Raw genomic sequence first — 19,230 nt, 5'->3', positions numbered from 1 at the left:
CGGCGAGGCGATCACCGCGGGTGCATGGCCGCGGGTCGTCGCCTCGCCGTGTGGTGGCGCGGCTGCTGTGCGGCAGCGGGGTGGTCACCGCGCGTACACGGCTGCGTGTGCCTCGTCGCGTGGTGGCGCGGCTGTTGTGCGGCGGCGGGGTCGTCACCGCGGGCCATGTCGCCTCGGGGTTACTCGGCTACGTGGTCGCGCCACGAGTGGGCCGGGGCGTAGCCGAGGACCTCGCGGGCGCGGTCGATGGCCAGCAGGGTCTCGAACTCGCCGAGTTCCCGGCGGATCGGGACGTCCGGGAACACCTCGGCCAGGAGGCTCGCCGACGAGCGGTTCATGATCGTGTCGGCGGCGGCGATGACGAAGGACTGGGCGCCCTCCACGGGGGCGTCCAGCGAGAGACGGCAGGCGGCGGCGACGTCGCGGGCGTCGACGTACCCCCACAGGTTCCACTTCCGCGCGTGAGGATCGGCCCAATAGCCCGGCACTGCGGCGTAGTCGCCCGGCTGCGACCCGTCGACGGTGTGGACGTTGGACAGGCGCAGGGCGACGAACGGGATGCCGCTCCAGCCGGAGATCTCCCGGGCGAGCGTCTCGCCGACGACCTTCGACAGGGCGTAGGTCGTGGTCGGGTACGGGAAGTGGTCCTCGTCGACCGGGGCGTACCGCGGCGGCGTGTCGAACGGCAGGCCCAGGGTCGTCTCGCTGGACGACCAGACGACCCGCCCCACCCCGACGGCCTGGGCGGCCAGGAAGACGTTGGCGTTCATGGTGGAGTTGCGGTTGAGGGTCACCGCCGACGGATACATGCCGGGCGCCGGGATGTTGGCCAGGTGCACCACGGCATCGGCGCCCTGCAGCACCTCGACCGCCTGGCCGTAGTCGGTCAGGTCGGCGACGAGCATCGGGGTGCCGAGGTCGCTGAGGTGGCCGGCCTTGCCGACGGCGTCGGTGGCGACGACGTCGTAGCCGTGGGCGAGCAGGTCGGCCACGACCACCCGCCCGGTCTTGCCGTTTGCACCGGTGACGACGATCCGTGACATGGGGCGATCTTGTCATGCGGCCGCGCCCCGCTGGCCGCGCGGTGCTGGAGATCGCACGCCCGGGGCGGCCGTCGGTGGTGCCGGCGACCGCCCTCGCGGTCCAGGTTCGTGTTGACCTACTGCTGGCTCACGTGCTGGCGGCTCTGCTCGCGGTCGTCCTGTCTGCCGGTGGTCTGCTGCCTGCCGGTTGGTTGCCGCCGCCTGGTGCTCTGTTGCTTGGCCGCGCTTCGGCCGACTGCGCTTCAGTTGGCTGCGCCTAGTCTGGTTGCGCTTCGACTGCTCGTGTTTTGGTTGCGGGCGCTGCCTACCTGTGCTTCGGGCTGCTTGCGCTTGGTTACTTGACGGCCCTGAGGTTGGCGAAGGCCGGGGACAGGCGGGCCAGGTCGTCGAGGACGGCCTTCGCGGAGGCCTCCAGGCCGGGGTCCGAGGTGAACTGCTTGTCCGGCGTGATGTGCGTGCGGGTGGGGATGGCCACGGCGGAGTTGATCGCCATCATGCCGAGGACGCTGACCACGGGGCGTAGTGCGTACACCGCCCGGGTGCCGGAGGAGATCCCGCCGTAGCTCACGAACGCCGCCGGCTTGTCGCGCCACTCCTTGGAGAGGTAGTCGAGCGCGTTCTTCAACGGGGCGGTGAAGCTGTGGTTGTACTCCGGCGTGACGAACACGATCGCGTCGGCGGCGTCGATGGTGGCGCTCCACTCGAGGGTGTGCGGCTTGGTGTAGCGGCGCAGCACCGGGTGCTCCGGCTCGTCGAGCAGGGGCAGGTTGAGCTCGGCCAGGTCCGACACGTGGATGTCGAAGCCGCCGTGCTGCTCTGCCTGGCCGATGAACCAGTTGGCGATCACGCGGCCGACGCGGCCCGGACGGGTGCTGGCCACGATGACCTCGAGCCGCGGGCGGCGCGCCGGGTGCTCGCCACTGCCTTCCGCCGGAGTGCTGGTCTCCGTGGGGTGGGAGGGGGTCGTTGCGGGGGCTGCGCCGGTAGGAGCGGTGTGTCCGGAACTTGTCGTTGACATGTCATCATCATGGCGCTGGATTGGTGACGCGTCAACAAGTACAGTTGAGACATGGAAGACACCGCAGTCCTGCCGACACAGCCCGAGGGCGTCGGGGCCGGGCCGGCGAGCGAACCCCGTTGGCTCAATGACGCCGAGTTCCGCGCCTGGATCGGCTACCGCCGGATGCGCGCACTGCTCGACCTGCAGCTGGCCCGCCGGCTCGCGGCCGACCAAGGGCTGTCCGAGCCCGACTACGACGTGCTGACCAGCTTGTCCGACTCGCCGGACCGGCGCATCCGGCTCAGTGAGATGGCCGAGCGGATGCTGTGGTCCAAGAGCCGCCTGTCCCACCATGTGACGCGGATGCAGCAGCGCGGGCTCGTCACGCGCAAGGAATGCCCGTCCGACGGGCGCGGGGCGTTCATCGTGCTGACGGATCAGGGGATGGAGGTCCTGCGGGCGGCGGCGCCCGGGCACGTCACGGCGGTACGGGAACACTTCATTGACCTGATGACCGAGGAACAGGTGCGGATGCTGGGGGATATCACCGAGACCGTGCTGGAGCATCTGCGGCGGAGCATGGACTAGCCGCGGGTCGCCGCTTCGGTCGGGCGTTTCGCGGTTCACGCACTCCGGTACCGTGCTTGTCGTGTCCGCCCCTGTCCCGCCGTGGCGTAGGCGGAGGCTTTGCGTGGGGGTGGGGGCTTTCGCGGTACGACTGCGGCCTTTAGCTCTTGCTCACGAGGTCGACGTGGGACGCCAGGAACTGCTCCACGGTGTTGCTGCGGACCGCCTGCAGCAGCGCCAGGGTGTTGTCGTCGAGCGCCTCCGCGCCGGGCTGCTTCGCCGACTCGTGGAACGTGCCGTTGTTGGATTTGACGGTGAGTAAGGTGTCGGCGCCGATGCCCTTCATGGCGAAGATCCAGTCCTGCAGGCCGATGCCGCCGGAGTCGATGGTCATCGACTGACCGACCACGTCGAGAACCTTCTTGAGCTTTCCGGGGTCGATCAGCACGTCGCGGCTGGCGATCTCCCTGAACAGCGCCTTGATGAACTGCTGCTGGTGGCGCTGGCGGTCGTAGTCGCTGTTCGGCAGGGTGTCCCGCTGGCGGACGTAGTCCAGGGCCTGCCAGGGCTCCAGGTGCTGGTAGCCGACGTGGTACGTCTGGGGGGTCACGCCGGCGATGGGGATGAGGTCGGTGCCGCCGGAGCTGTTGAAGCGCTGGATGTACGGCACCTTGGTCTCGCCCTTGGCGTCGTGACCGACGTGGACGGAGCGGGTCTCCTGGTCGACGTACATGTCCACGCCACCGAGCACCTCGACGACCTTGGTGAAGCCGGCGAAGTCGATGATCGCCGCGGCGTCGAAGGTGAGGCCCCAGTTCTCCTCGATCGTGTTGGCCAGCAGGGACATGCCGTAGCGGCGCTGGTCCTTGCCGGTCAGCTTCAGGCCGCCCTCGGCGAAGGCGGCGTTGATCTTGTCGTGGCCGCCGTTGTACCGTGTCCGGCCGTTGTTGAACTCCGGGATTCGGACCCAGGTGTCGCGCGGGATCGAGATCAGGTACGCCGACCGGTGATCCGCCGGGATGTGGACGATGATGATCGAGTCCGAGCGGATGGCCTCCGACGGATCCTGGTCCGGTCGAGGGTCGATGCCGACGAGGAGGATCGTCTTCGCGCCACTGATCGTCACGTGGCGGCCCTGCTGCTCGGCCGCGGGGATGATGAGGTCGTCCTGCTGTACGTTGCTCGTGACGTACCCGACCAGCAGGTTCTTCGTCACGAAGGCGCCACCGGCGAGCATCATCATGAGCGCGCCCAGCACGACCAGCGTGCGGGCCCACTTCGGATCGCGGCGGGTTCGGCGGAGGCTGCTCATGTTCGCGCCGGCGACCTTTGCTGCGTTGTTGCCTCTGCCTCTGGTGGGGTCCTTGCCGGTGTCGGCGTCCGCGTGAGGGTGGGCGCCGTCGCCTGACGCGGCCGGCGGTTCGGGCGTCATCTCGGTCCTTCGCGCGCCCGGTGCGGCTTGTGACTCGGCCCTCGGCTTGGTTCGGGTGGCGTTCGATGACGCGGGCGCAGACGACATCGGCCGGCGCGACGTGTTGTCGGCCGGCCGGTCGGATGCCTCATCGAGGGGCTCGTGGCGTTGGAACACTGCTCGTGGCTCCTGTTCGAGGGACTGCTGCGCTCGGTGCTTCCGCTGCTGGGTGGCTCGACGTCGTGGTCGACATGAGTGCCGGCTCGGTTACGGGCTCCGTTGCCGGGCGCGGCGGCTTCCTGGCGCTCACTCGGCTGTCTGGCTGTGCAGTGCTGCGACTGCGCGTTCTTCCTGCTACTCGCTTCTGTTGGATCTTCGGCCCGGCGGACGCCTCGCGGATGGCGGTCAGCGCGCCTTTGTGACGGTGGCGATCGGTGGCGGTCAGCTGCCGACGGCGATCACGCCGACCACGCTCAGCAGGACGACCGCCGCCAGGAACAGCAGCATGCCCTGCTCGCTGTCGAGCTTGGTGAGCTTGCGGGTCGTGGTGGGGGTCGGGGTGGCCATCGTCGCCTCCTGTTGCGGTGTGGTGACTCTTACGCTACGAACACCGCGGACAGGTTTGCTCCCGTCATCGTGCCACCTGCCCGACCTGCTCGAACGGCTCGCCGAACCCTTACGTGGGTTCTACGATCCGGGCCGCCGTGGGGTAACGGGTACCCGTCTCGAACCGTCTCGGCGGCGCTCGTTCGAGGGCTGCCGCGGCGGCTGGGCGTCGTCTCCGTTGACGGCCGGTGTCAGGTCGTCGGGCCGATGCCGGGTGCGATGCCGCCGCCGACGTCCGCGCTCAACTCAGGGAACACCTTGCCCACCTTCCGTACGAGGTATTCACCGTAGGTGCCGGTAAATGCCCTCAAATCCTGGCCGTCCCAGCGCTTGGCCCCGCCCGGGTCGCCGGTGGCGGCCCGCCCGGGCAGCGGAGGTACCTCGGCGGTGAAGTCCGGGTCGAAGAAGAACGGGAACGACAGGCGTTCGTTGCCGCTCACATTGCGGACCCGGTGTGGCGTCGAGCGGTACCAGCCGCCCGTCATCCGGTCGAGCATGTCGCCGATGTTGCATACGAACGTTTCGGGGATCGGCGGGGCGTCGAGCCAGTTCTCCGGGTGAGCGCCGGTGGTGGCCTTCTGGTCGGCGTCCTGCGCGGCCGAGGCCTGTGGCTGCGTTGGCGCCGGGTCGGGCGCGCGGACCTGGAGGCCGCCGTTGTCGTCCTGCAGCAGCAGCGTCAGCAGGCCGTAGTCGGTGTGCTCGCCGACGCCCCAGGCGGTGCTTTCCGGGGGTGTCGGCGGGTAGTGGAAGATCCGGAACAGGACGGTGGGGTTCGCGGTGTAGCTCGCCGCGAAGTAGTCGGGGGACAGGCCGAGGCTCTGCGCGATGCCGCGCATCACGGCCTGCGCGGTGGCGGTCATGGCCGCCAGGTACTCAAGCACGGCGCCCCGCAACTCGGGGACCTGCCGCGGGAAGAGGTTGGCGCCGTGCAGCGGCAGGCCGGCGCGCACCTGCGGGGCGTCCGGGCCCAGTTCGGTACCGAAGTAGAGCCCCTCCTTCTGGTCCGGCACGCCGGACGTCAGCTCGGCGCCGACCGGGAAGAAGCCGCGCCAGGCCCGCCCGCCCCGGGCCATGGCGATCTCGAGCTTGTCCGCCTCGGGGAGGGCGAAGAAGTCGCGTGCGCTGCGGTTGAGGCGGGCGATGAGCCCTGGGTCGACGCCGTGGCCCGATATGTAGAAGAACCCGCTGGCACGGCAGGCCGACTCGATCTCGCGTGCGGCGCGATCGTCCTCGCCGTGGCGGATCAGGTTGGCGACGTCGACGACGGGAAGCCCGGCCTGAGATGAGGTCACCCCGCGAAGCGTAGGCGCCCGGCGGCGGCCGCTCATTGCCTCGTTCGGACGTCAACCATGGTTGACGCGATTAAGGGGCGTCAACTAAGGTTGACGCATGACGGAGGCAAACGACCTCGCGGCCGCGGCGGCAAGTCCCGATCCGCGCATCGGCCTACGGGCGGCGGTGGCGCTACGGCGGCTCGCCGACGCGCTGGAGGTGCTCCAGGTCGACAACGCGCGCCTGCAGGGCTGGTCGTGGCAGGAAATCGCCGACGCCCTCGACGTGTCGCGGCAGGCTGTGCACAAGAAGCACGCCGGGCGCACGCCGACGCGCGCTGCCGCCAACGCCGCGCAGGCATCATCAGGGCCCCCGGCGCCGGGGCCTGGGCCGTCCCTGGTTGATGAGCGGGCGGCCTCGCAACCGACAACCGGAGTGTCGCCCTCGGCGGCGCGCACGCCGAAAGGGGAGCATTGATGTTCGAACGGTTCACCGACCGGGCCAGGACGGTCGTCAGGGTCGCCAAGGACGAGGCCGACAGCCTCAACCACCGCGCGATCGGCACCGAGCACATGGCGCTGGCGCTGCTACGGGACGAGGGCGGCATCGGTGGCACGGTGCTGCGCGCCTGCGGCATCGAGTACGACGCCGTGCGGGCGGCCGTGGCCGCGGGGGACGATGCCGCGGCCCTGCGCACGATCGGCATCGATCTCGACGCGGTACGGGCCAGCGTCGATCAGACCTTCGGGCCGGGCGCGCTGGAGCGTGCCGAGCCGGCCGAGCGTGGCGGGTTTCTGTTCCGCCGCACGAAGATGCCGACCCGCTTCAACAACTCGGCCAAGAAGAGCCTCGAACTGTCGCTGCGGAGCGCGCTGTCGATGAAGCACAACTACATCGGCACCGAACACCTCCTGCTGGGGGTTCTCAAGGAGGAGCGCGGCAACGGCGGCCGGCTCCTGCGCGAGCTCGGCATGACGTACGACCGCACCGCCGACCTCGTGCTGACCGCGTTGAAGAACGCCGCCTGACCGGCTCGACCCGTCTGACAGGCTCGATATACGCGCCGGGCGCTCCACGATGACGAGCGGCGCACGCTGCCCGACCCTGGGAATTTCATGCGCCACCCAGGAATCGTCTACGGTTCCGCCATGGAGCGGACCCTCACCTGGCGCGACCTGAACCGGTCGCTCCTCGCCCGCCAGATGCTGCTGGAACGCGTGTCGCTGGACGTTCCCGAGGTCCTGCAGCGCATGGGCGGCCTCCAGGCCCAGTACGCACCGTCGATGTACATCGGCCTGTGGACCCGCATCGAGGGCTTCGACCGCGACGAGCTGACCCGCCTGCTGGAGCGCCGCGAGGTGATCCAGGCGACCCTGCTGCGCGCCACCATCCATCTCGTCTCCCGATCCGACTACTGGCCGTTCGAGGTCGGCGTCCGGTTGGCACGCCGCAACGTATACCTGCGGACGGTCCGCGACCGGCCCGACCCCGAGGCCATGGACGACGCGGTACGGCGGCTGCGGACGCTTCTCAGCGAGCGCCCGATCCGCCGGACCGAGCTCGACGAGCTCTTCGGGCCGCGGATCCGCCAGGGGATCGGCATGCACATCGACCTGGTCCGCCTACCCCCGTCCGGCACGTGGGCGCGCCGCCGGGCCGACCTCTTCGGCGCCGCCGAGGACTGGGTAGGCCCGCCCGACGTGGTCGAGGAGGATGCGCGAGACCTCCTGATCCGCCGCTACCTCGGCGCGTTCGGCCCCGCCCACCGCACCGAGATCGCGGACTGGGCGGGGCTGCCGGTGTCCGAGGTGACCAAGGTGCTCGCCCGCCACGAACTGCGCACCTACCGCGATGAGCGCGGCCGGGAGCTGGTCGACGTGCCGGAGGGCCCGCTCCCGGATCCCGACACCCCGGCCCCGGTGCGGTTCCTGCCGACCTACGACGCCACGCTGCTCGCACACGCCCGCCGGACGCTGATTCTGCCCGAGGAGCACCGCTCGAAGGTGTTCCATGTACGCATGCCGCAGTCGATCGGCACGTTCCTCGTCGACGGCCAGGTGGCCGGCACCTGGTCCCTGAAGGCCAACCGCGTCGAATGGGCCGAGTTCGCCCCGCTATCGCCGCGGGTCCGCCGAGAGGTCGCCGCCGAGGCCGACCGCCTCACGGCGTTCCACGGCTGATCCGGTCCTCCTGCCCACGCTCGCGCCGCCCGCGAACCCGGAGGCTTCCCCGCCCAGGCCCGGCCCGCTCCGCCGCCACCGTCGGCGGCGGGGCCCCACCCGGCGGGGAACCCCCACCCGGCGGCGAACCGCGCCCGCCGACCGAATTCCCGGGTGACGCCGCAGCCTCGCCCTGCGGCCCCGGCATCCCGGCACCCCCGCCGGATCCGGCGCTCCGCCTGCTGGTCACGACCGGCCCAGAGGGCAGTACCGCCGCGCCCACCGAGCCGGCGTCATGGGCGCGCCGCGACCGCGGCGGCGGCTCCCCGCTTGCCGCGCCCGGCGCCGCACGGACCCGCGGCCGGCTCGGCCCCAACTCGTACCGCTGCCCGTCTGGCCGCATGATCCAGATCCAGCCACTGCGCGGCTCGCGGAACATGCGCCAGCCGCGCTCGTGCATACAGACATGGTGGTACCGGCACAACAGCACGAGATTGTCCACGTCGGTCTCGCCGTGGTCCCGTATCCACTCGCGCAGATGATGGCTGTCGCACCAGTTCGCCGGTATCCGGCAGCCCGGCCACCGGCAGAATGGGTCCCGAGCCGCGAGCGCCCGCCGCAGCGCCGCCGGCGTGTTGCGATATGCCCGGCCGAGCTTGAGCGGCACCCCGTTCTCAGGATGCAGCCACAGCTGCTGCAGCGTCGCATCGCAGCTGAGCCGCGCGACCAGCGCGTCGCTGATCGGCCCCCACCCCGCCATCACCGCGAGCCCGTCGGCATCCCCGTCGTCCGCGTCGGAGCCCTGGCCGCGCCCCGACTCCCCGCCACCGGAAGCCATCTCCGCGGAGACGCCGCCGTGGTCGTGCACCTGCAGATACCGCCGAACCGGCATGAGCAACCCGATACAGGGCCGTCCCCCGGCGACCTCGGGCGCCTGGCCCGAGCGCAGCACCGCGTTGAGCATGTCCGCCGCCGCATCGTGCCGCCGCTGGGCCGGGCTGCGGTCGTCCCCCTGCCCCGGCGGCTTCGTAAACGCCTCCAGCGCGGTGTCGAACAGCGCTCCCGTTTCGATGTCGAGCACGCCGCGCAGCCGCCACATATCGCCCAGCCGGGTCAGCGTCACGCCCCGCCGACGGTACTGCTCCTCCCGCGGCGTGTTCCGATCCGCCAGCGCGAGATCCCGAAGATGGCCGCACGCCTCCTGCAGATGCTCCGGATTGGCGTTCTGCGCCAGCTCGACCAGCGTGTGCTCGGCCTGCTCCATGACCTCGTCGCCGACCTCATCGGCGGTAAGGCCCATCCGGTTGACGTGCTCGGCGCTCACCTCGCCCGCCTCGAACGCCTGCGCCAGCTCCGGCAGCAGCCGGGTGACCTCGGTGGCGCGCATTCTGCCGCTGGCCGCCGGCCCGGACAGCCGGCCGAACCCGACCAGCCACTGCTTCGTCGTCCCGAACCCGTCGCGATGACTCAGCCGGCGGTCGTCGAAGACGCCGACGAACTTGCCGATGACCGAGTCCAGCCGGTGCTGGCACCGCAGCAGCTCCAGCAGCGCATCCCGCACCGCCGCGTCGCCGAGCGTGTCGGGATCGAGCGTCGCGAGCGTGGACAGCGCCTCCGAGAGGGGCCCCACCACCCCCACCACATCCATTCCCCGACCGTAACCACCCCCACCCCGAACCCTTGCATCGTCAATCTCCTATATCACTCTGTGCGGTCCTCCATCTCCCATAAGTGATCGAGCACGTGCCACACGAACCGCCGCGCCGCGTACCGCGCGGTCCAGCCCTTGTCCGTGAGCGGCCCGCCGTCGCTGGTCCGGCCGAGCACGCCGATCACGTCGTCGCGCAGCGCCTCGATGGCGGTGTGGTCGTCGAGCGCCGGCGGCCGGTGCTTGACGCCGATCTTCCTGGCGTACGCGGCCTCGGTCTCGACGACGTGCCCGATCATCTTGTCCCGGTCCCGCCCGCCACCCCGCGGCCCCTTGCGCAGCGATTCGGGCGCGACGGCGCCGTACGCGTCGAACGCCGCCCACGCGGCCCGAAGCAGCTTGGTGTGCCGACCAGCCACCGCCGCGGTGACCGGCGTGTTGTCCGCCGCGGGCCGCCCGTCGGGCGCGCCGAACTCGGTGGTCGCCGTGCCGGGCACCCGCTCGACCACATGCAGCCGGGGCGCGGCGGGGAAGCTGTACCCCGCGGCGGTGGCGATCGGCGCATAGCGGGCGCCGTACGAGATAAGCGCCTCGATCGCGTCCTCTTCGCTCTTGCCGAACCGCCCCCAGCCGGGCCAGTCGAGGCTGCCGGCGAAGACCTTCTTCTTGCCCGTTTCGAGGTAGATGTCGGCCATGCTGTGACCTTAAGCCGCATTCCTCGGCGGCGCTGCGCGTGTTACCTACCATGGTTCACATGCCTGAGCTTGTGAGTTACCTTCGCGAAGCCCTGCTCGCCGGCGATGTCGAGACCACGCGGGACTCCAATCATGGCAACGCCGCGGCCTTCGCCGAAGGGCGCGAGGGCTTTGTCTTCGGTCTCGTACCGCTGAAGACCTGGACGCTGTCCGGGGTACTGGCCGTCATGGCCGAGCGGGTGGGCATCGACCCTGACCCCGAGCGATCGACGGGCACCGACGTCATCGACCCCGACAAGACGGTCCGGGCGCTCGAGCGCATGCGCGACCGCCTGCGCCTCGCCGCCCAGCGCCGCGAGCGGGTGATCGTCGCGACGGGCCACCCGGCCGGCATCATCGAGGTGCATCTGGCGATCGCCGCAGGACTGCGCGCGGCCGGCTGTGAACTGCTGCAGCCCGCCCCCGGCGCGGCCTTCGACGGACCCGGCCGTTACGCCGGCCGTGAATTTCCTCTGGCCGTCCGGTACATCGGCGGCGTCGCCGTCGCCGCGGAGCGCGGCGTCGCGCTGTGGCACACCCACTCGCCCGACGGCATGCGGGCCATGCTGGCGGAGCTCGACGAGCAGCGCCAGGCGCCCCCGGACCTGGTCGTCGCCGACCACGGCTTCGCCGGCGCGGCCGCCGCGGCCGGCCTCGACGTGGTCTCGTTCGCGGACTGCAACGACCCGGCGCTGTTCATCGGCGAGGCCGAGGGCCGCATCTCGGTGACGGTCCCGATCGACGACAACGTCCAGCCGCATCTGTACGGCCCGGTCAGCGACTTCCTGCTGGAGGGCGTCGCCGCGGAGGCGTGATCGCGGGCGGGACGGACCGCTGAAGCGAGACGGCGGACCGTCGCGGCGGCCCACCGCCAGACGCCACAGCACAAGCGGCGGCTCCCTGCCGACGGCACGATGGCGATCGGCCGCACGTCGGGCGGCAGCGGCAACTGAACCAGCGGCGGCGTCACCGACTTCCAGCCGGTCACCGAACCGCTGAGCGGGTACGGCTACTGACGGCAGCGGCAAGGTGCCAATCGACGGTGACCGGGCGGGAACGTCGCCCGCTCACCGTTTTTTGTCATACCCGGATGGCAAAGTTGAGGCATGCGAGTCGGGCTGCTCGGACCGCTCACGGTCGAGGTGGACGGCCGACCGATCGAGGTCGGCGGGGCGAGGCTGCGCACCCTGCTCGTCCGCCTGGCGCTCGAACCCGGCCGCTTCGTGCCCGTCGATCAGCTCGTCGACGCGCTGTGGCCGGACAGCACACCCGCGCTCAACACGCATACCGGCGGAAGGACCACCAGCGGCAGGACGAACACGCCGGCCCCCAGCGACCCGGCCAACGCCGTCCAGTCGCTCGTCTCCCGGCTGCGCAAGGTGCTCAGCACCCACCCCGCCCTGGAGTCCGGCCCGCGCGGGTATCGCCTGGACATCGAGCCCGCCGACGTGGACGCCTGCCGGTTCGAGCGCCTCGTCGCAGACGGCCGCCGTGCCCTGCGCGCCGACGACGCGCCCACCGCGACCCGGCTGCTACGCGAGGCGCTCGGCCTGTGGCGCGGCCCCGCGCTGGCCGACCTCGACGACCACGGCGCGGTCGTCGCGCGCTGGGACGAACTGCGCCTGGCCGCCACCGAAGACCTCATCGAGGCATCCGGCTTCGCCGCCGACACCCGCGCCTCCGCCATCGCCGAGCTGCAGGAGCTGATCGTCGCCCACCCGCTGCGCGAGCGGCTCGCGGCGCTGCTCGTGCGGGTCCTGCACGCCGACGGGCGGCAGGCCGAGGCGCTCGCCGCGTTCGAGCAGAGCCGGGCCCGCCTCGCCGCCGAGCTGGGCGCCGATCCCTCCCCGGAGCTGCGCGACGCCCACATCGCCGTCCTGCGCGCCGCGGCCCGCCCGCCCCGCGCCGGCAACCTGCGCACCCCGCTGACCAGCTTCGTCGGCCGCGTCGACGACGTCGAGCGGCTCGCCTCACAGGTCGCCGACAGCCGCCTGGTGACGCTCGTCGGCCCCGGGGGCGCCGGCAAGACCCGGCTGGCCACCACGGTCGCCGCGACGCTGACCCGGCACCTGTCCGACGGTGCGTGGCTGGTCGAGTTCGCGCCGGTTGCCGAGGCCGAGGAGGTTCCCGCAGCGGTACTGCGAACGCTGACCGCCGGCGGTCTCGTCCAGCAGGAGGCGGCGATGCGCCCGCGCCGGGGCGACGTCCTGGACCAGCTGGCCGAGACGCTGATGCTGCCCGGCGTCCTGCTCGTGCTGGACAACTGCGAGCACGTGGTGGACGCCGCCGCCAAGCTGAGCGAGGACCTGCTCGGCCGCTGCCCGAAGCTGCGCATCCTGGCCACGAGCCGTGAGCCGCTCGGCATCCTGGGCGAGACGCTGTTCCCGGTCGGCCCGCTCCCGCTGCCGGAGCCGCCCCCGGCCGCGGACCAGGCGGCCCCCGACCACCCGGCGGCGGTGAGCGCCGCGCTGGTGGGCGCCTCTCCCGCCGTACAACTCCTGCAAGATCGGGCGACGGCCGTGCGCCCCGGATTCACCGTGACCGACGACAATGCCCGGGCGGTCGTGGAGATCTGCCGCCGCCTCGACGGCCTGCCGCTGGCGATCGAGCTGGCCGCGGCCCGGCTGCGATCGTTCACGCCGGAGCAGGTCGCCGCCCGCCTCGACGACCGATTCCGGCTGCTCACCGGCGGCAGCCGCACCGCCCTGCCCCGCCATCGCACCCTGCACGCCGTGGTCGCCTGGAGCTGGGACCTGCTCGGCCGCCGGGAGCGCGAGTTCGCCGAGTCCCTGGCCGTGTTCCCGGGCACGTTCGACGCCGAGGCCGCCGAGGCCGTCAGCGGCGTCGCCGACGCCGAGCAGCTGCTCGACACCCTGCTCGACCGGTCGCTGCTCCAGGTGGCCGGCGACGGCCGGGTGCGGTATCGCATGCTCGAGACCATCCGCGAGTTCGCGCTCGAGGAACTCGGCCGCCGCGCGGGAGTGGGCCCCGCGCGGGCCGCGCACGCCGCCCACTTCCTGGCCCTGGTGGAGGAGGGCGACCCGCACCTGCGCACCGGGGCGCAGCTGGAGTGGCTCGAGCGGCTGCGCCCCGAGCAGGACAACCTCCACGCCGCCGTGGCCTATGCATGCGACGCCGGCGACGCGCCGACCGCCTACCGCCTAGGCGCCGCCTGTGGCTGGTTCTGGACGTTCGAGGACAACCACGCCGAGGCGGCGCTGTGGCTGCGCCGCATCCTCGCCATACCGACCCGCCCGGCCGACGAGAAACCCAGCAAGAAAGCCGACGAGAAGCCCGGGGAGAAGCCTGAGCAGCAACCCGGTGAGGAAGCCGCCGAGAAAGCGGACGGGGAATCGGCGCCGGCGACCGGGGCAGTGTCGATGGAGCTGCGGCTGATCGTCATGTCGATGTACGTGGTCAACAGCGGCTTCTCCGGCGACTTCCAGTATCCGCCGGGCCAGTTCGACGAGCTGGTCGAGCTGGCCGCCGCGATCCCATCCGGCGCCCACCCGTTCGTGACGCTGATCGAGCCGGTGGTCCTGCTGTTCCGCGACGACAGCGAGCGCGGCGCCGAGGCCATCCAGCGGCGGCTGGCCTCGTCGATCGACACCTGGACGAGAGCCATGCTGCTGTCGATCCTCGGCCACCTGCACGAGAACGACGGCGACATCGACGGCATGGTGCGCGACCTTAACGCCTCCGCCGCCGCATTCCGCCGCATCGGCGAGCGCTGGGGCCTGGCGATGACCCTCGCCTCGCTGGCCGCCGCCAACACCCGCCGCGGCGACTTCGCGGCCGCGATCGAGCTGTTCGAGGAGTCGATCGACCTGCACACCCAGCTCGGAATCCGCTCGAGCCAGGCCTACCTGCAGGTCAACATCGCCGCCCTGCGCCGGCACACCGAGGGCGCGGAGGCGGCCCGGGCGGCGCTGCGCGGGTTCGTCGAGGACGCCAGACAGGCCGCCCGCGGCGTGTCGCACGCGATGCTCGAGCTCGGCCACCTGGAGCGAGCCGCCGGAGACTTCGATGAGGCGGACCGGTTCTACATCGAGGCGTGGCGGCTGCAGCAGGGGTCACGGATGGTCGCCCCGCAGTACAAGGCGATCATCCTGGCCGGGCGGGCCGAGGTCGATATCGCCCGTGGCGAGCACGACCTCGCCCGCACGCGCCTGGCCGAGGCGATGACCCTGACCCTCAGCGCCCGGGACATGCCGGTCGTCGGCACCCTCGCCGTTGTGCTGGCCGGCCTGACCATGGCCCTCGGCGACCACGCCCGGGCGGCGCGGCAGCTGGGCGCCGCCGCCCAGCTCGCCGGCGCCCGCGACGCCGCCAACGTCGACTGGACGACCCGGCTGGCGGCCCTGCGCACCGTGCTGGGTGAGCCTGCCCTGGAAACGGCGCTGGCCCGCGGCACGAGCATGCCGCGGGCCGAGGCGCTGGAGCTGGTCACCCCGTGAGCACGGGACGACCAGCTCCAGCGCGAGCGTCGGACAACCTACGCCGGGACCGGCGAACGATGGAGCGTCAGGCCTTGCGGCGGTAGGCGCGCACCGCGAGCGGCGCGAACACCAGCAGGATCGCCACCGACCACGCCAGCGTCTTCATCACCGGCTCGAACACGGGCGAGTGCCCCACCATGAGCCCCCGCGCCGCCTGCATCGCGTCGGCCACCGGGTTCACGTTGACCCAGGCCTGCAGCCACCCGGGCAGCGTGTTCGTCGGCACGAGCACGTTGGTCCCGAAGGTCAGCGGAAACATGATCACGAAGCCGAGCCCCTGCACCGCGCCCGGCTCCCGCACGATCATGCCCAGCAGCACGAACATCCAGCTGAAGCAGAACGCCATGAACATGACCAGCAGGCAGCGCGCGATCACCTCGAGCCACGACGTGCCGATGCGGAAGCCCAGGATGTACCCGAAGCCGATCATCACCACGATCGACACCACGAACCGGATCATGTCCCCGAGCACGCCGCCGATGAGCGGCGCCGAACGCCCGATGGGCAGGCTGCGGAACCGGTCGAAGACACCCGTCTTGATGTCCGTGTTCAGGCTCACCCCGGTCGGCGCCGATGCGAAGAGCACGTTCTGCACCATCAGGGCCGGCAGCAGGAACTGCAGGTAGTCGTGGCGCGACCCGGCGATGGCGCCGCCCAGGAGGTACACGAACAGCACGATGAAGATGATCGGCTGCAGCGTGACGTCGAGCAGCTGCTCCGGCGTGCGCATCGTCTTGATCAGGCTGCGCCGGGCCATCACCAGGCTGTGCCGCACCAGCCCGAACGGCCGCGCCGGCACGGCCGCGATGAACTGCGTGCCGTCGGCCGAGGCCTCGCGCGTCGTCGTGGTCGTCATGCCGCCACCTCCTGCCGCTCGCGGGTCAGCGTGAAGAACACCTCGTCGAGGCTGGGCAGGTGCAGCGACAGCTCGATGACGCTGATCCCGGCCTCGTCCAGCCGCCGTACCACGGCCGTCATGGCGCTGTCGTCGGAGACCGGCACCGACAGCACCCCGCGCCCGTGCGACTCCGGCTCGTTGCCGGACACCGCGGCGAGGATCGTCGCGACCGTGTCCAGGTGCGCCGGGTCGGCCGGCCGCACGCTGATCGTCTGCCCGCCGACGATGTGCTTGAGCTGCGCCGGCGTGCCGTGCGCGATGACCTTCCCGTGGTTGATCACCGAGATGTTGTCGGCGAGCGCGTCGGCCTCCTCCAGGTACTGCGTCGTCAGCAGCACCGTCGTGCCCTCCTGCACCTGCGAGCGCACCATGTTCCACACGTCCTCGCGCTTGGCCGGGTCCAGCCCGGTGGTCGGCTCGTCGAGGTAGACGACGGCCGGCCGCCCGACCAGGCTCGCGGCCAGGTCGAGCCGGCGCCGCATGCCGCCGGAGTACGTCTTGGCCGGCCGGTTCGCCGCCTCGGTGAGGTCGAACTCGGCGAGCAGCTGCGCCGCCCGGACCTTGGCCTCCTTCGCCCGCAGGTCCAGCAGCTGCCCGATGAGCACGAGGTTCTCGGTCCCGGTGAGATCCTCGTCCACCGACGCGAACTGCCCGGTCAGCCCGCTGATGCGGCGCACCGCGGCCGGCTGGCGCACGACGTCGTACCCGCCCACGACCGCCCGGCCCTCGTCCGGGCGCAGCAGCGTGGCCAGGATGCGCACCGCGGTGGTCTTCCCGGCCCCGTTCGGGCCCAGGACGCCGAGCACCGTCCCGGGCTCGGCGGCCAGGTCCACCCCGGCCAGCGCGGTGGTCTTGCCGAAGCGCTTGACCAGGCCGGTTGCCTGGAAAGCGAAGCTCATGGCGTGTTCCCCCTGTGGAAGTCTCTCCTTACGCAGTGCAGCATGCCCGCTCCCGCTGTCAAACCGCGCACATTGTCCTGTCATCCGGCGGCGTCCCGCTCGCCGTTCTCAGCATCACATCCTTCCCGCATTGTGGACGCAGGTTGACGATCTCGCGGGCGGCTCGGCAACATCGATTTCATGGGGCCTGACGGCGCGCTGCTGACCCAACGACTGGTGGTCGACCTGGTTCGACACGCCAGCGCGCGCTGTACCCGCTAGAGCCCTCGCTCGCGACCCCTTTCGCCGTGCCGTTGCCCGCCGGGGCGCAGTCTCTGCTTAAATTCCTATCTAACAAGTACTAATACTGGAGAACCGTATGCCCATCGTCACCGCCACCGACTTCCTGTCCCTCGCCCGCAACTACGCCGCGGAGCCCGACGACTGGCCCTTCGCCCCCCGCTTCGACCCCGCCAAACGCTGGTACGGCCGCCTCGCCGTCGCCGACGACCACGAGGTCTGGCTGCTCACCTGGCTGCCCGGCCAGGGCACCGACCTGCACGACCACGGCGGCTCCGCCGGCGCCTTCACCGTGGTCTCCGGCGAGGTCGTCGAGCAGACCGTCCGCGGCGGAGAACTGGCCGCCACCCCCTACATTGCCGGCGACGGCCGCCGCTTCGGCGCCCACCACGTGCACCGCATCGTCAACGCCGGCGCCCGCCCGGCCGTCACCGTGCACGCCTACGGCCCGGCCCTGACCGCCATGACCCGCTACCGCCTGCACGACGGCCGCCTCAGCGTCGAGTCCATCACGACGGCGGGGGCGGACTGGTGACGACGACCACCCCGACCCGCACCCCCGGCCGAGGCATCGACGCCATCCTGGCGGAGGCCCGTGCCCGCCTGACCCGCCTCGACGCCGACCAGGCCCGCCTGGCCGCCGCTGAGGGCGCCGTCCTCGTCGACATCCGCCCCGCCGCGCAGCGCGCCGCCGAGGGCGAGATCCCGGGCGCGCTGGTGATCGAGCGCAACGTCCTGGAGTGGCGGTTCGACCCGCGAAGCGACGCCCGCCTCGACATCGCCGACCGCTACGACCTGCCGGTCGTCGTCTTCTGCTCGGAGGGCTACACCTCGTCGCTGGCCGCCGCGGCGCTGCAGGACCTCGGCCTGCACCGGGCGACCGACCTGACCGGCGGCTTCCACGCCTGGAAGGCGGCCGGGCACCCGGTCACCGCGGGAGTGACTACGCTGGGAGGGTGAAGCTCAAGCTCGACCTCCACGACATCTTCAACCGCAGCGGCGACATCGACCGCGCGCTGCGAGCGATCATCGACGAGGCGGTGGCCAAGCGCGCCACCCTCGTCGAGATCATCCCCGGCAAGGGGTCGGGCGCCCTCAAGAAGCGCGTGCTGCGCTTCCTCGACCAGCGCGAGATCAAGGCCCTGTACCACCGCATCGAAAAGGACTCCGACAACTTCGGCCGCCTGTTCGTGCATTTCCGCTGGAATGAGTCCTCCGGCCGCCGCCGTTAACCGCCGCAGTGGTACGTCATGTGCCAGCTCCAGCACCCCACAGTGCCCTGACGGCAACAAACGGTGACATCGGGCCCAGAGCGCGCACAGTGCCCTGCCGACACTCAGGGCCGTGCTGACCCATGCGTTGACCAGCGCCCCGGCAACGGCCGCCACGCGCTGCGCTCCTCGCCGAACAGCCCCCGACGCCGACCCGCTCCCGAGCGACATGCACTCCCGCGTAGAGCCTCGGCTTGGTCCTGACGATGACCCTGGCCCTGACAATGGGGCCGCGACGACGGCTCTAGGCGACGATAACCCTGGGCGACAACGGCCCTGGTCCTACAAGCGCGCCTGGCTCCTGAACGGGCCTGACTCCGGCAATGTGCCTTTTTCGCCCGCCGGAGCTTATGTCCGGTTCTACAGCATTCTGATCCCGAGTCACGCGCCCACGGCCCGCCCGCGGCGAGCCGTACGGTGAGCGCGCCACACCCACCCCCGGGCGGCGATCAGAACGCGTCGACGGCGTCGGCGAGGTGGCAGACCGCCACCAGCCGAAGCACGGTCCAGTCCGCGTCCGACCAGTCCACGCTGTCCGGTGTCGGCAGCGGTCGCCCGTGCCGCTGCTGCACGGCGATGACCGACCGGGCGTACCCGGCCAGCGAGATCGAGTCGATCGCCTTCCCGGCCGCGATCAGGCTCTCCCGCACCGCCGCGGAGTGCTGGTCGACCCGCGCGAGCAGGTACGGCTGGGCAAGGGCCTCGACCAGCCCATCGACGCCGACCATGGCCATGACCTGGTCGAGGTAGAACCGGGCGTCGAGCTCGGCGGTCGCCAGGTACCCGGCGTCGAATTCGACGGGGGCGGCGGGGGTGAGTTCGTTGTTCATGGACGATGACGCTAGGCACTCCGGGCCCCGAATTGGTCGCCAACAACCGACCGGCACCCGTTCATGACCCGGAGCACTCCGTTCGGAGGACATCACGCTCCGGAATCGGTCTTC

Annotated in this window: 18 protein-coding genes and 1 pseudogene; 9 read left to right on the top strand and 10 right to left on the bottom strand. The window is 71.4% G+C overall.

Features of this window, described 5'->3' with window-relative positions; translation table 11 throughout:
• Positions 1-179: 179 nt before the first annotated feature.
• Both AB0M46_RS25000 and AB0M46_RS24995 read right to left on the bottom strand, forming a co-directional pair.
• Positions 180-1,043, bottom strand: a complete 864-nt coding sequence (locus tag AB0M46_RS25000; protein WP_363339477.1) for an NAD(P)-dependent oxidoreductase — start codon at positions 1,041-1,043, stop codon at positions 180-182.
• A 334-nt stretch (positions 1,044-1,377) separates the two neighbouring features.
• The gene (locus AB0M46_RS24995; RefSeq protein ID WP_363339475.1) at positions 1,378-2,061 is read right to left on the bottom strand and encodes an NAD(P)H-dependent oxidoreductase; all 684 of its coding nucleotides are present in this window, start codon (positions 2,059-2,061) and stop codon (positions 1,378-1,380) included.
• A gap of 51 nt (positions 2,062-2,112) precedes the next feature.
• Between AB0M46_RS24995 and AB0M46_RS24990 the strand changes: the two genes are divergently transcribed.
• On the top strand, positions 2,113-2,631 hold the full coding sequence (locus AB0M46_RS24990) for a MarR family transcriptional regulator (protein ID WP_363339472.1): 519 nt from the start codon (positions 2,113-2,115) through the stop codon (positions 2,629-2,631).
• 139 nt (positions 2,632-2,770) lie between these two features.
• Here the strand turns inward: AB0M46_RS24990 and AB0M46_RS24985 are convergent, their stop codons facing one another.
• The 3 genes from AB0M46_RS24985 to AB0M46_RS24975 all read right to left on the bottom strand — a co-directional run bounded on the left by AB0M46_RS24985 (position 2,771) and on the right by AB0M46_RS24975 (position 5,919).
• Complete coding sequence (locus AB0M46_RS24985; RefSeq protein WP_363339470.1) at positions 2,771-3,922, bottom strand: LCP family protein; 1,152 nt, start codon at positions 3,920-3,922, stop codon at positions 2,771-2,773.
• A 540-nt stretch (positions 3,923-4,462) separates the two neighbouring features.
• Complete coding sequence (locus AB0M46_RS24980; protein WP_363339468.1) at positions 4,463-4,588, bottom strand: hypothetical protein; 126 nt, start codon at positions 4,586-4,588, stop codon at positions 4,463-4,465.
• Positions 4,589-4,818: 230 nt separating this feature from the next.
• Positions 4,819-5,919 carry a 2-oxoglutarate and iron-dependent oxygenase domain-containing protein gene (locus AB0M46_RS24975; protein WP_363339466.1) on the bottom strand — a complete coding sequence of 367 codons (1,101 nt, stop codon included), beginning with the start codon at positions 5,917-5,919 and terminating at the stop codon, positions 4,819-4,821.
• A gap of 97 nt (positions 5,920-6,016) precedes the next feature.
• On the opposite strand from AB0M46_RS24975, the pseudogene AB0M46_RS24970 reads away from it, so the two are divergent.
• From AB0M46_RS24970 to AB0M46_RS24960, 3 genes and pseudogenes are all read left to right on the top strand, one after another.
• Positions 6,017-6,223, top strand: a pseudogene (locus tag AB0M46_RS24970) (helix-turn-helix domain-containing protein); the annotation flags it as partial.
• A gap of 152 nt (positions 6,224-6,375) precedes the next feature.
• Complete coding sequence (locus tag AB0M46_RS24965) at positions 6,376-6,927, top strand: Clp protease N-terminal domain-containing protein (RefSeq protein ID WP_363339464.1); 552 nt, start codon at positions 6,376-6,378, stop codon at positions 6,925-6,927.
• A gap of 120 nt (positions 6,928-7,047) precedes the next feature.
• Positions 7,048-8,079, top strand: coding sequence for a winged helix DNA-binding domain-containing protein (locus tag AB0M46_RS24960; protein WP_363339462.1), 1,032 nt, complete (start codon positions 7,048-7,050; stop codon positions 8,077-8,079).
• Here the strand turns inward: AB0M46_RS24960 and AB0M46_RS24955 are convergent.
• Both AB0M46_RS24955 and AB0M46_RS24950 read right to left on the bottom strand, forming a co-directional pair.
• Entirely contained in the window at positions 8,060-9,706 is a 1,647-nt protein-coding gene (locus tag AB0M46_RS24955) for a DUF222 domain-containing protein (protein ID WP_363339460.1), read from the bottom strand. The two genes, AB0M46_RS24960 and AB0M46_RS24955, sit on opposite strands and share 20 nt — an antisense overlap.
• Before the next feature lie 53 nt (positions 9,707-9,759).
• A complete protein-coding gene (locus tag AB0M46_RS24950) occupies positions 9,760-10,401 on the bottom strand; it encodes a hypothetical protein (protein ID WP_363339458.1) in 642 nt (213 codons plus the stop codon).
• A gap of 59 nt (positions 10,402-10,460) precedes the next feature.
• On the opposite strand from AB0M46_RS24950, the gene AB0M46_RS24945 reads away from it, so the two are divergent.
• A complete protein-coding gene (locus tag AB0M46_RS24945; RefSeq protein WP_363339456.1) occupies positions 10,461-11,255 on the top strand; it encodes a phosphatase in 795 nt (264 codons plus the stop codon).
• Between the two features lie 291 nt (positions 11,256-11,546).
• Complete coding sequence (locus AB0M46_RS24940) at positions 11,547-14,897, top strand: BTAD domain-containing putative transcriptional regulator (protein ID WP_363339454.1); 3,351 nt, start codon at positions 11,547-11,549, stop codon at positions 14,895-14,897.
• Positions 14,898-14,964: 67 nt separating this feature from the next.
• Here the strand turns inward: AB0M46_RS24940 and AB0M46_RS24935 are convergent, their stop codons facing one another.
• Entirely contained in the window at positions 14,965-15,795 is an 831-nt protein-coding gene (locus tag AB0M46_RS24935; RefSeq protein ID WP_363339452.1) for an ABC transporter permease, read from the bottom strand.
• Complete coding sequence (locus AB0M46_RS24930; RefSeq protein WP_363339450.1) at positions 15,792-16,736, bottom strand: ATP-binding cassette domain-containing protein; 945 nt, start codon at positions 16,734-16,736, stop codon at positions 15,792-15,794. The genes AB0M46_RS24935 and AB0M46_RS24930 overlap by 4 nt, the downstream gene beginning before the upstream one ends.
• Before the next feature lie 358 nt (positions 16,737-17,094).
• Between AB0M46_RS24930 and AB0M46_RS24925 the strand changes: the two genes are divergently transcribed.
• Genes AB0M46_RS24925 through AB0M46_RS24915 form a run of 3 tightly spaced genes read left to right on the top strand, consistent with a single transcriptional unit; the run spans position 17,095 to position 18,247 of the window.
• On the top strand, positions 17,095-17,550 hold the full coding sequence (locus AB0M46_RS24925) for a cysteine dioxygenase family protein (RefSeq protein WP_363339448.1): 456 nt from the start codon (positions 17,095-17,097) through the stop codon (positions 17,548-17,550).
• Positions 17,547-17,975, top strand: a complete 429-nt coding sequence (locus AB0M46_RS24920; protein WP_363339446.1) for a rhodanese-like domain-containing protein — start codon at positions 17,547-17,549, stop codon at positions 17,973-17,975. Before AB0M46_RS24925 ends, AB0M46_RS24920 begins: the two co-directional genes overlap by 4 nt.
• On the top strand, positions 17,972-18,247 hold the full coding sequence (locus AB0M46_RS24915; RefSeq protein WP_363339444.1) for a Smr/MutS family protein: 276 nt from the start codon (positions 17,972-17,974) through the stop codon (positions 18,245-18,247). The genes AB0M46_RS24920 and AB0M46_RS24915 overlap by 4 nt, the downstream gene beginning before the upstream one ends.
• Before the next feature lie 488 nt (positions 18,248-18,735).
• On the opposite strand, the gene AB0M46_RS24910 is transcribed toward AB0M46_RS24915, so the two are convergent.
• Positions 18,736-19,116, bottom strand: coding sequence for a DUF6401 family natural product biosynthesis protein (locus AB0M46_RS24910; RefSeq protein ID WP_363339442.1), 381 nt, complete (start codon positions 19,114-19,116; stop codon positions 18,736-18,738).
• Positions 19,117-19,230: the final 114 nt, after the last annotated feature.

This window comes from Dactylosporangium sp. NPDC051485, from assembly GCF_040682015.1.
Classification (GTDB): Bacteria; Actinomycetota; Actinomycetes; order Mycobacteriales; family Micromonosporaceae; genus Dactylosporangium.
This window is presented reverse-complemented; position numbering and strand designations above follow the sequence as displayed.

Bases quoted from the DNA above. Each gene is read 5' to 3' on its own strand.
- AB0M46_RS25000 (WP_363339477.1), bottom strand. From the start codon at position 1,043: ATGTCACGGATCGTCGTCACCGGTGCAAACGGCAAGACCGGGCGGGTG.
- AB0M46_RS24995 (WP_363339475.1), bottom strand. From the start codon at position 2,061: ATGTCAACGACAAGTTCCGGACACACCGCTCCTACCGGCGCAGCCCCC.
- AB0M46_RS24990 (WP_363339472.1), top strand. From the start codon at position 2,113: ATGGAAGACACCGCAGTCCTGCCGACACAGCCCGAGGGCGTCGGGGCC.
- AB0M46_RS24985 (WP_363339470.1), bottom strand. From the start codon at position 3,922: ATGAGCAGCCTCCGCCGAACCCGCCGCGATCCGAAGTGGGCCCGCACG.
- AB0M46_RS24980 (WP_363339468.1), bottom strand. From the start codon at position 4,588: ATGGCCACCCCGACCCCCACCACGACCCGCAAGCTCACCAAGCTCGAC.
- AB0M46_RS24965 (WP_363339464.1), top strand. From the start codon at position 6,376: ATGTTCGAACGGTTCACCGACCGGGCCAGGACGGTCGTCAGGGTCGCC.
- AB0M46_RS24960 (WP_363339462.1), top strand. From the start codon at position 7,048: ATGGAGCGGACCCTCACCTGGCGCGACCTGAACCGGTCGCTCCTCGCC.
- AB0M46_RS24955 (WP_363339460.1), bottom strand. From the start codon at position 9,706: ATGGATGTGGTGGGGGTGGTGGGGCCCCTCTCGGAGGCGCTGTCCACG.
- AB0M46_RS24950 (WP_363339458.1), bottom strand. From the start codon at position 10,401: ATGGCCGACATCTACCTCGAAACGGGCAAGAAGAAGGTCTTCGCCGGC.
- AB0M46_RS24945 (WP_363339456.1), top strand. From the start codon at position 10,461: ATGCCTGAGCTTGTGAGTTACCTTCGCGAAGCCCTGCTCGCCGGCGAT.
- AB0M46_RS24940 (WP_363339454.1), top strand. From the start codon at position 11,547: ATGCGAGTCGGGCTGCTCGGACCGCTCACGGTCGAGGTGGACGGCCGA.
- AB0M46_RS24935 (WP_363339452.1), bottom strand. From the start codon at position 15,795: ATGACGACCACGACGACGCGCGAGGCCTCGGCCGACGGCACGCAGTTC.
- AB0M46_RS24930 (WP_363339450.1), bottom strand. From the start codon at position 16,736: ATGAGCTTCGCTTTCCAGGCAACCGGCCTGGTCAAGCGCTTCGGCAAG.
- AB0M46_RS24925 (WP_363339448.1), top strand. From the start codon at position 17,095: ATGCCCATCGTCACCGCCACCGACTTCCTGTCCCTCGCCCGCAACTAC.
- AB0M46_RS24910 (WP_363339442.1), bottom strand. From the start codon at position 19,116: ATGAACAACGAACTCACCCCCGCCGCCCCCGTCGAATTCGACGCCGGG.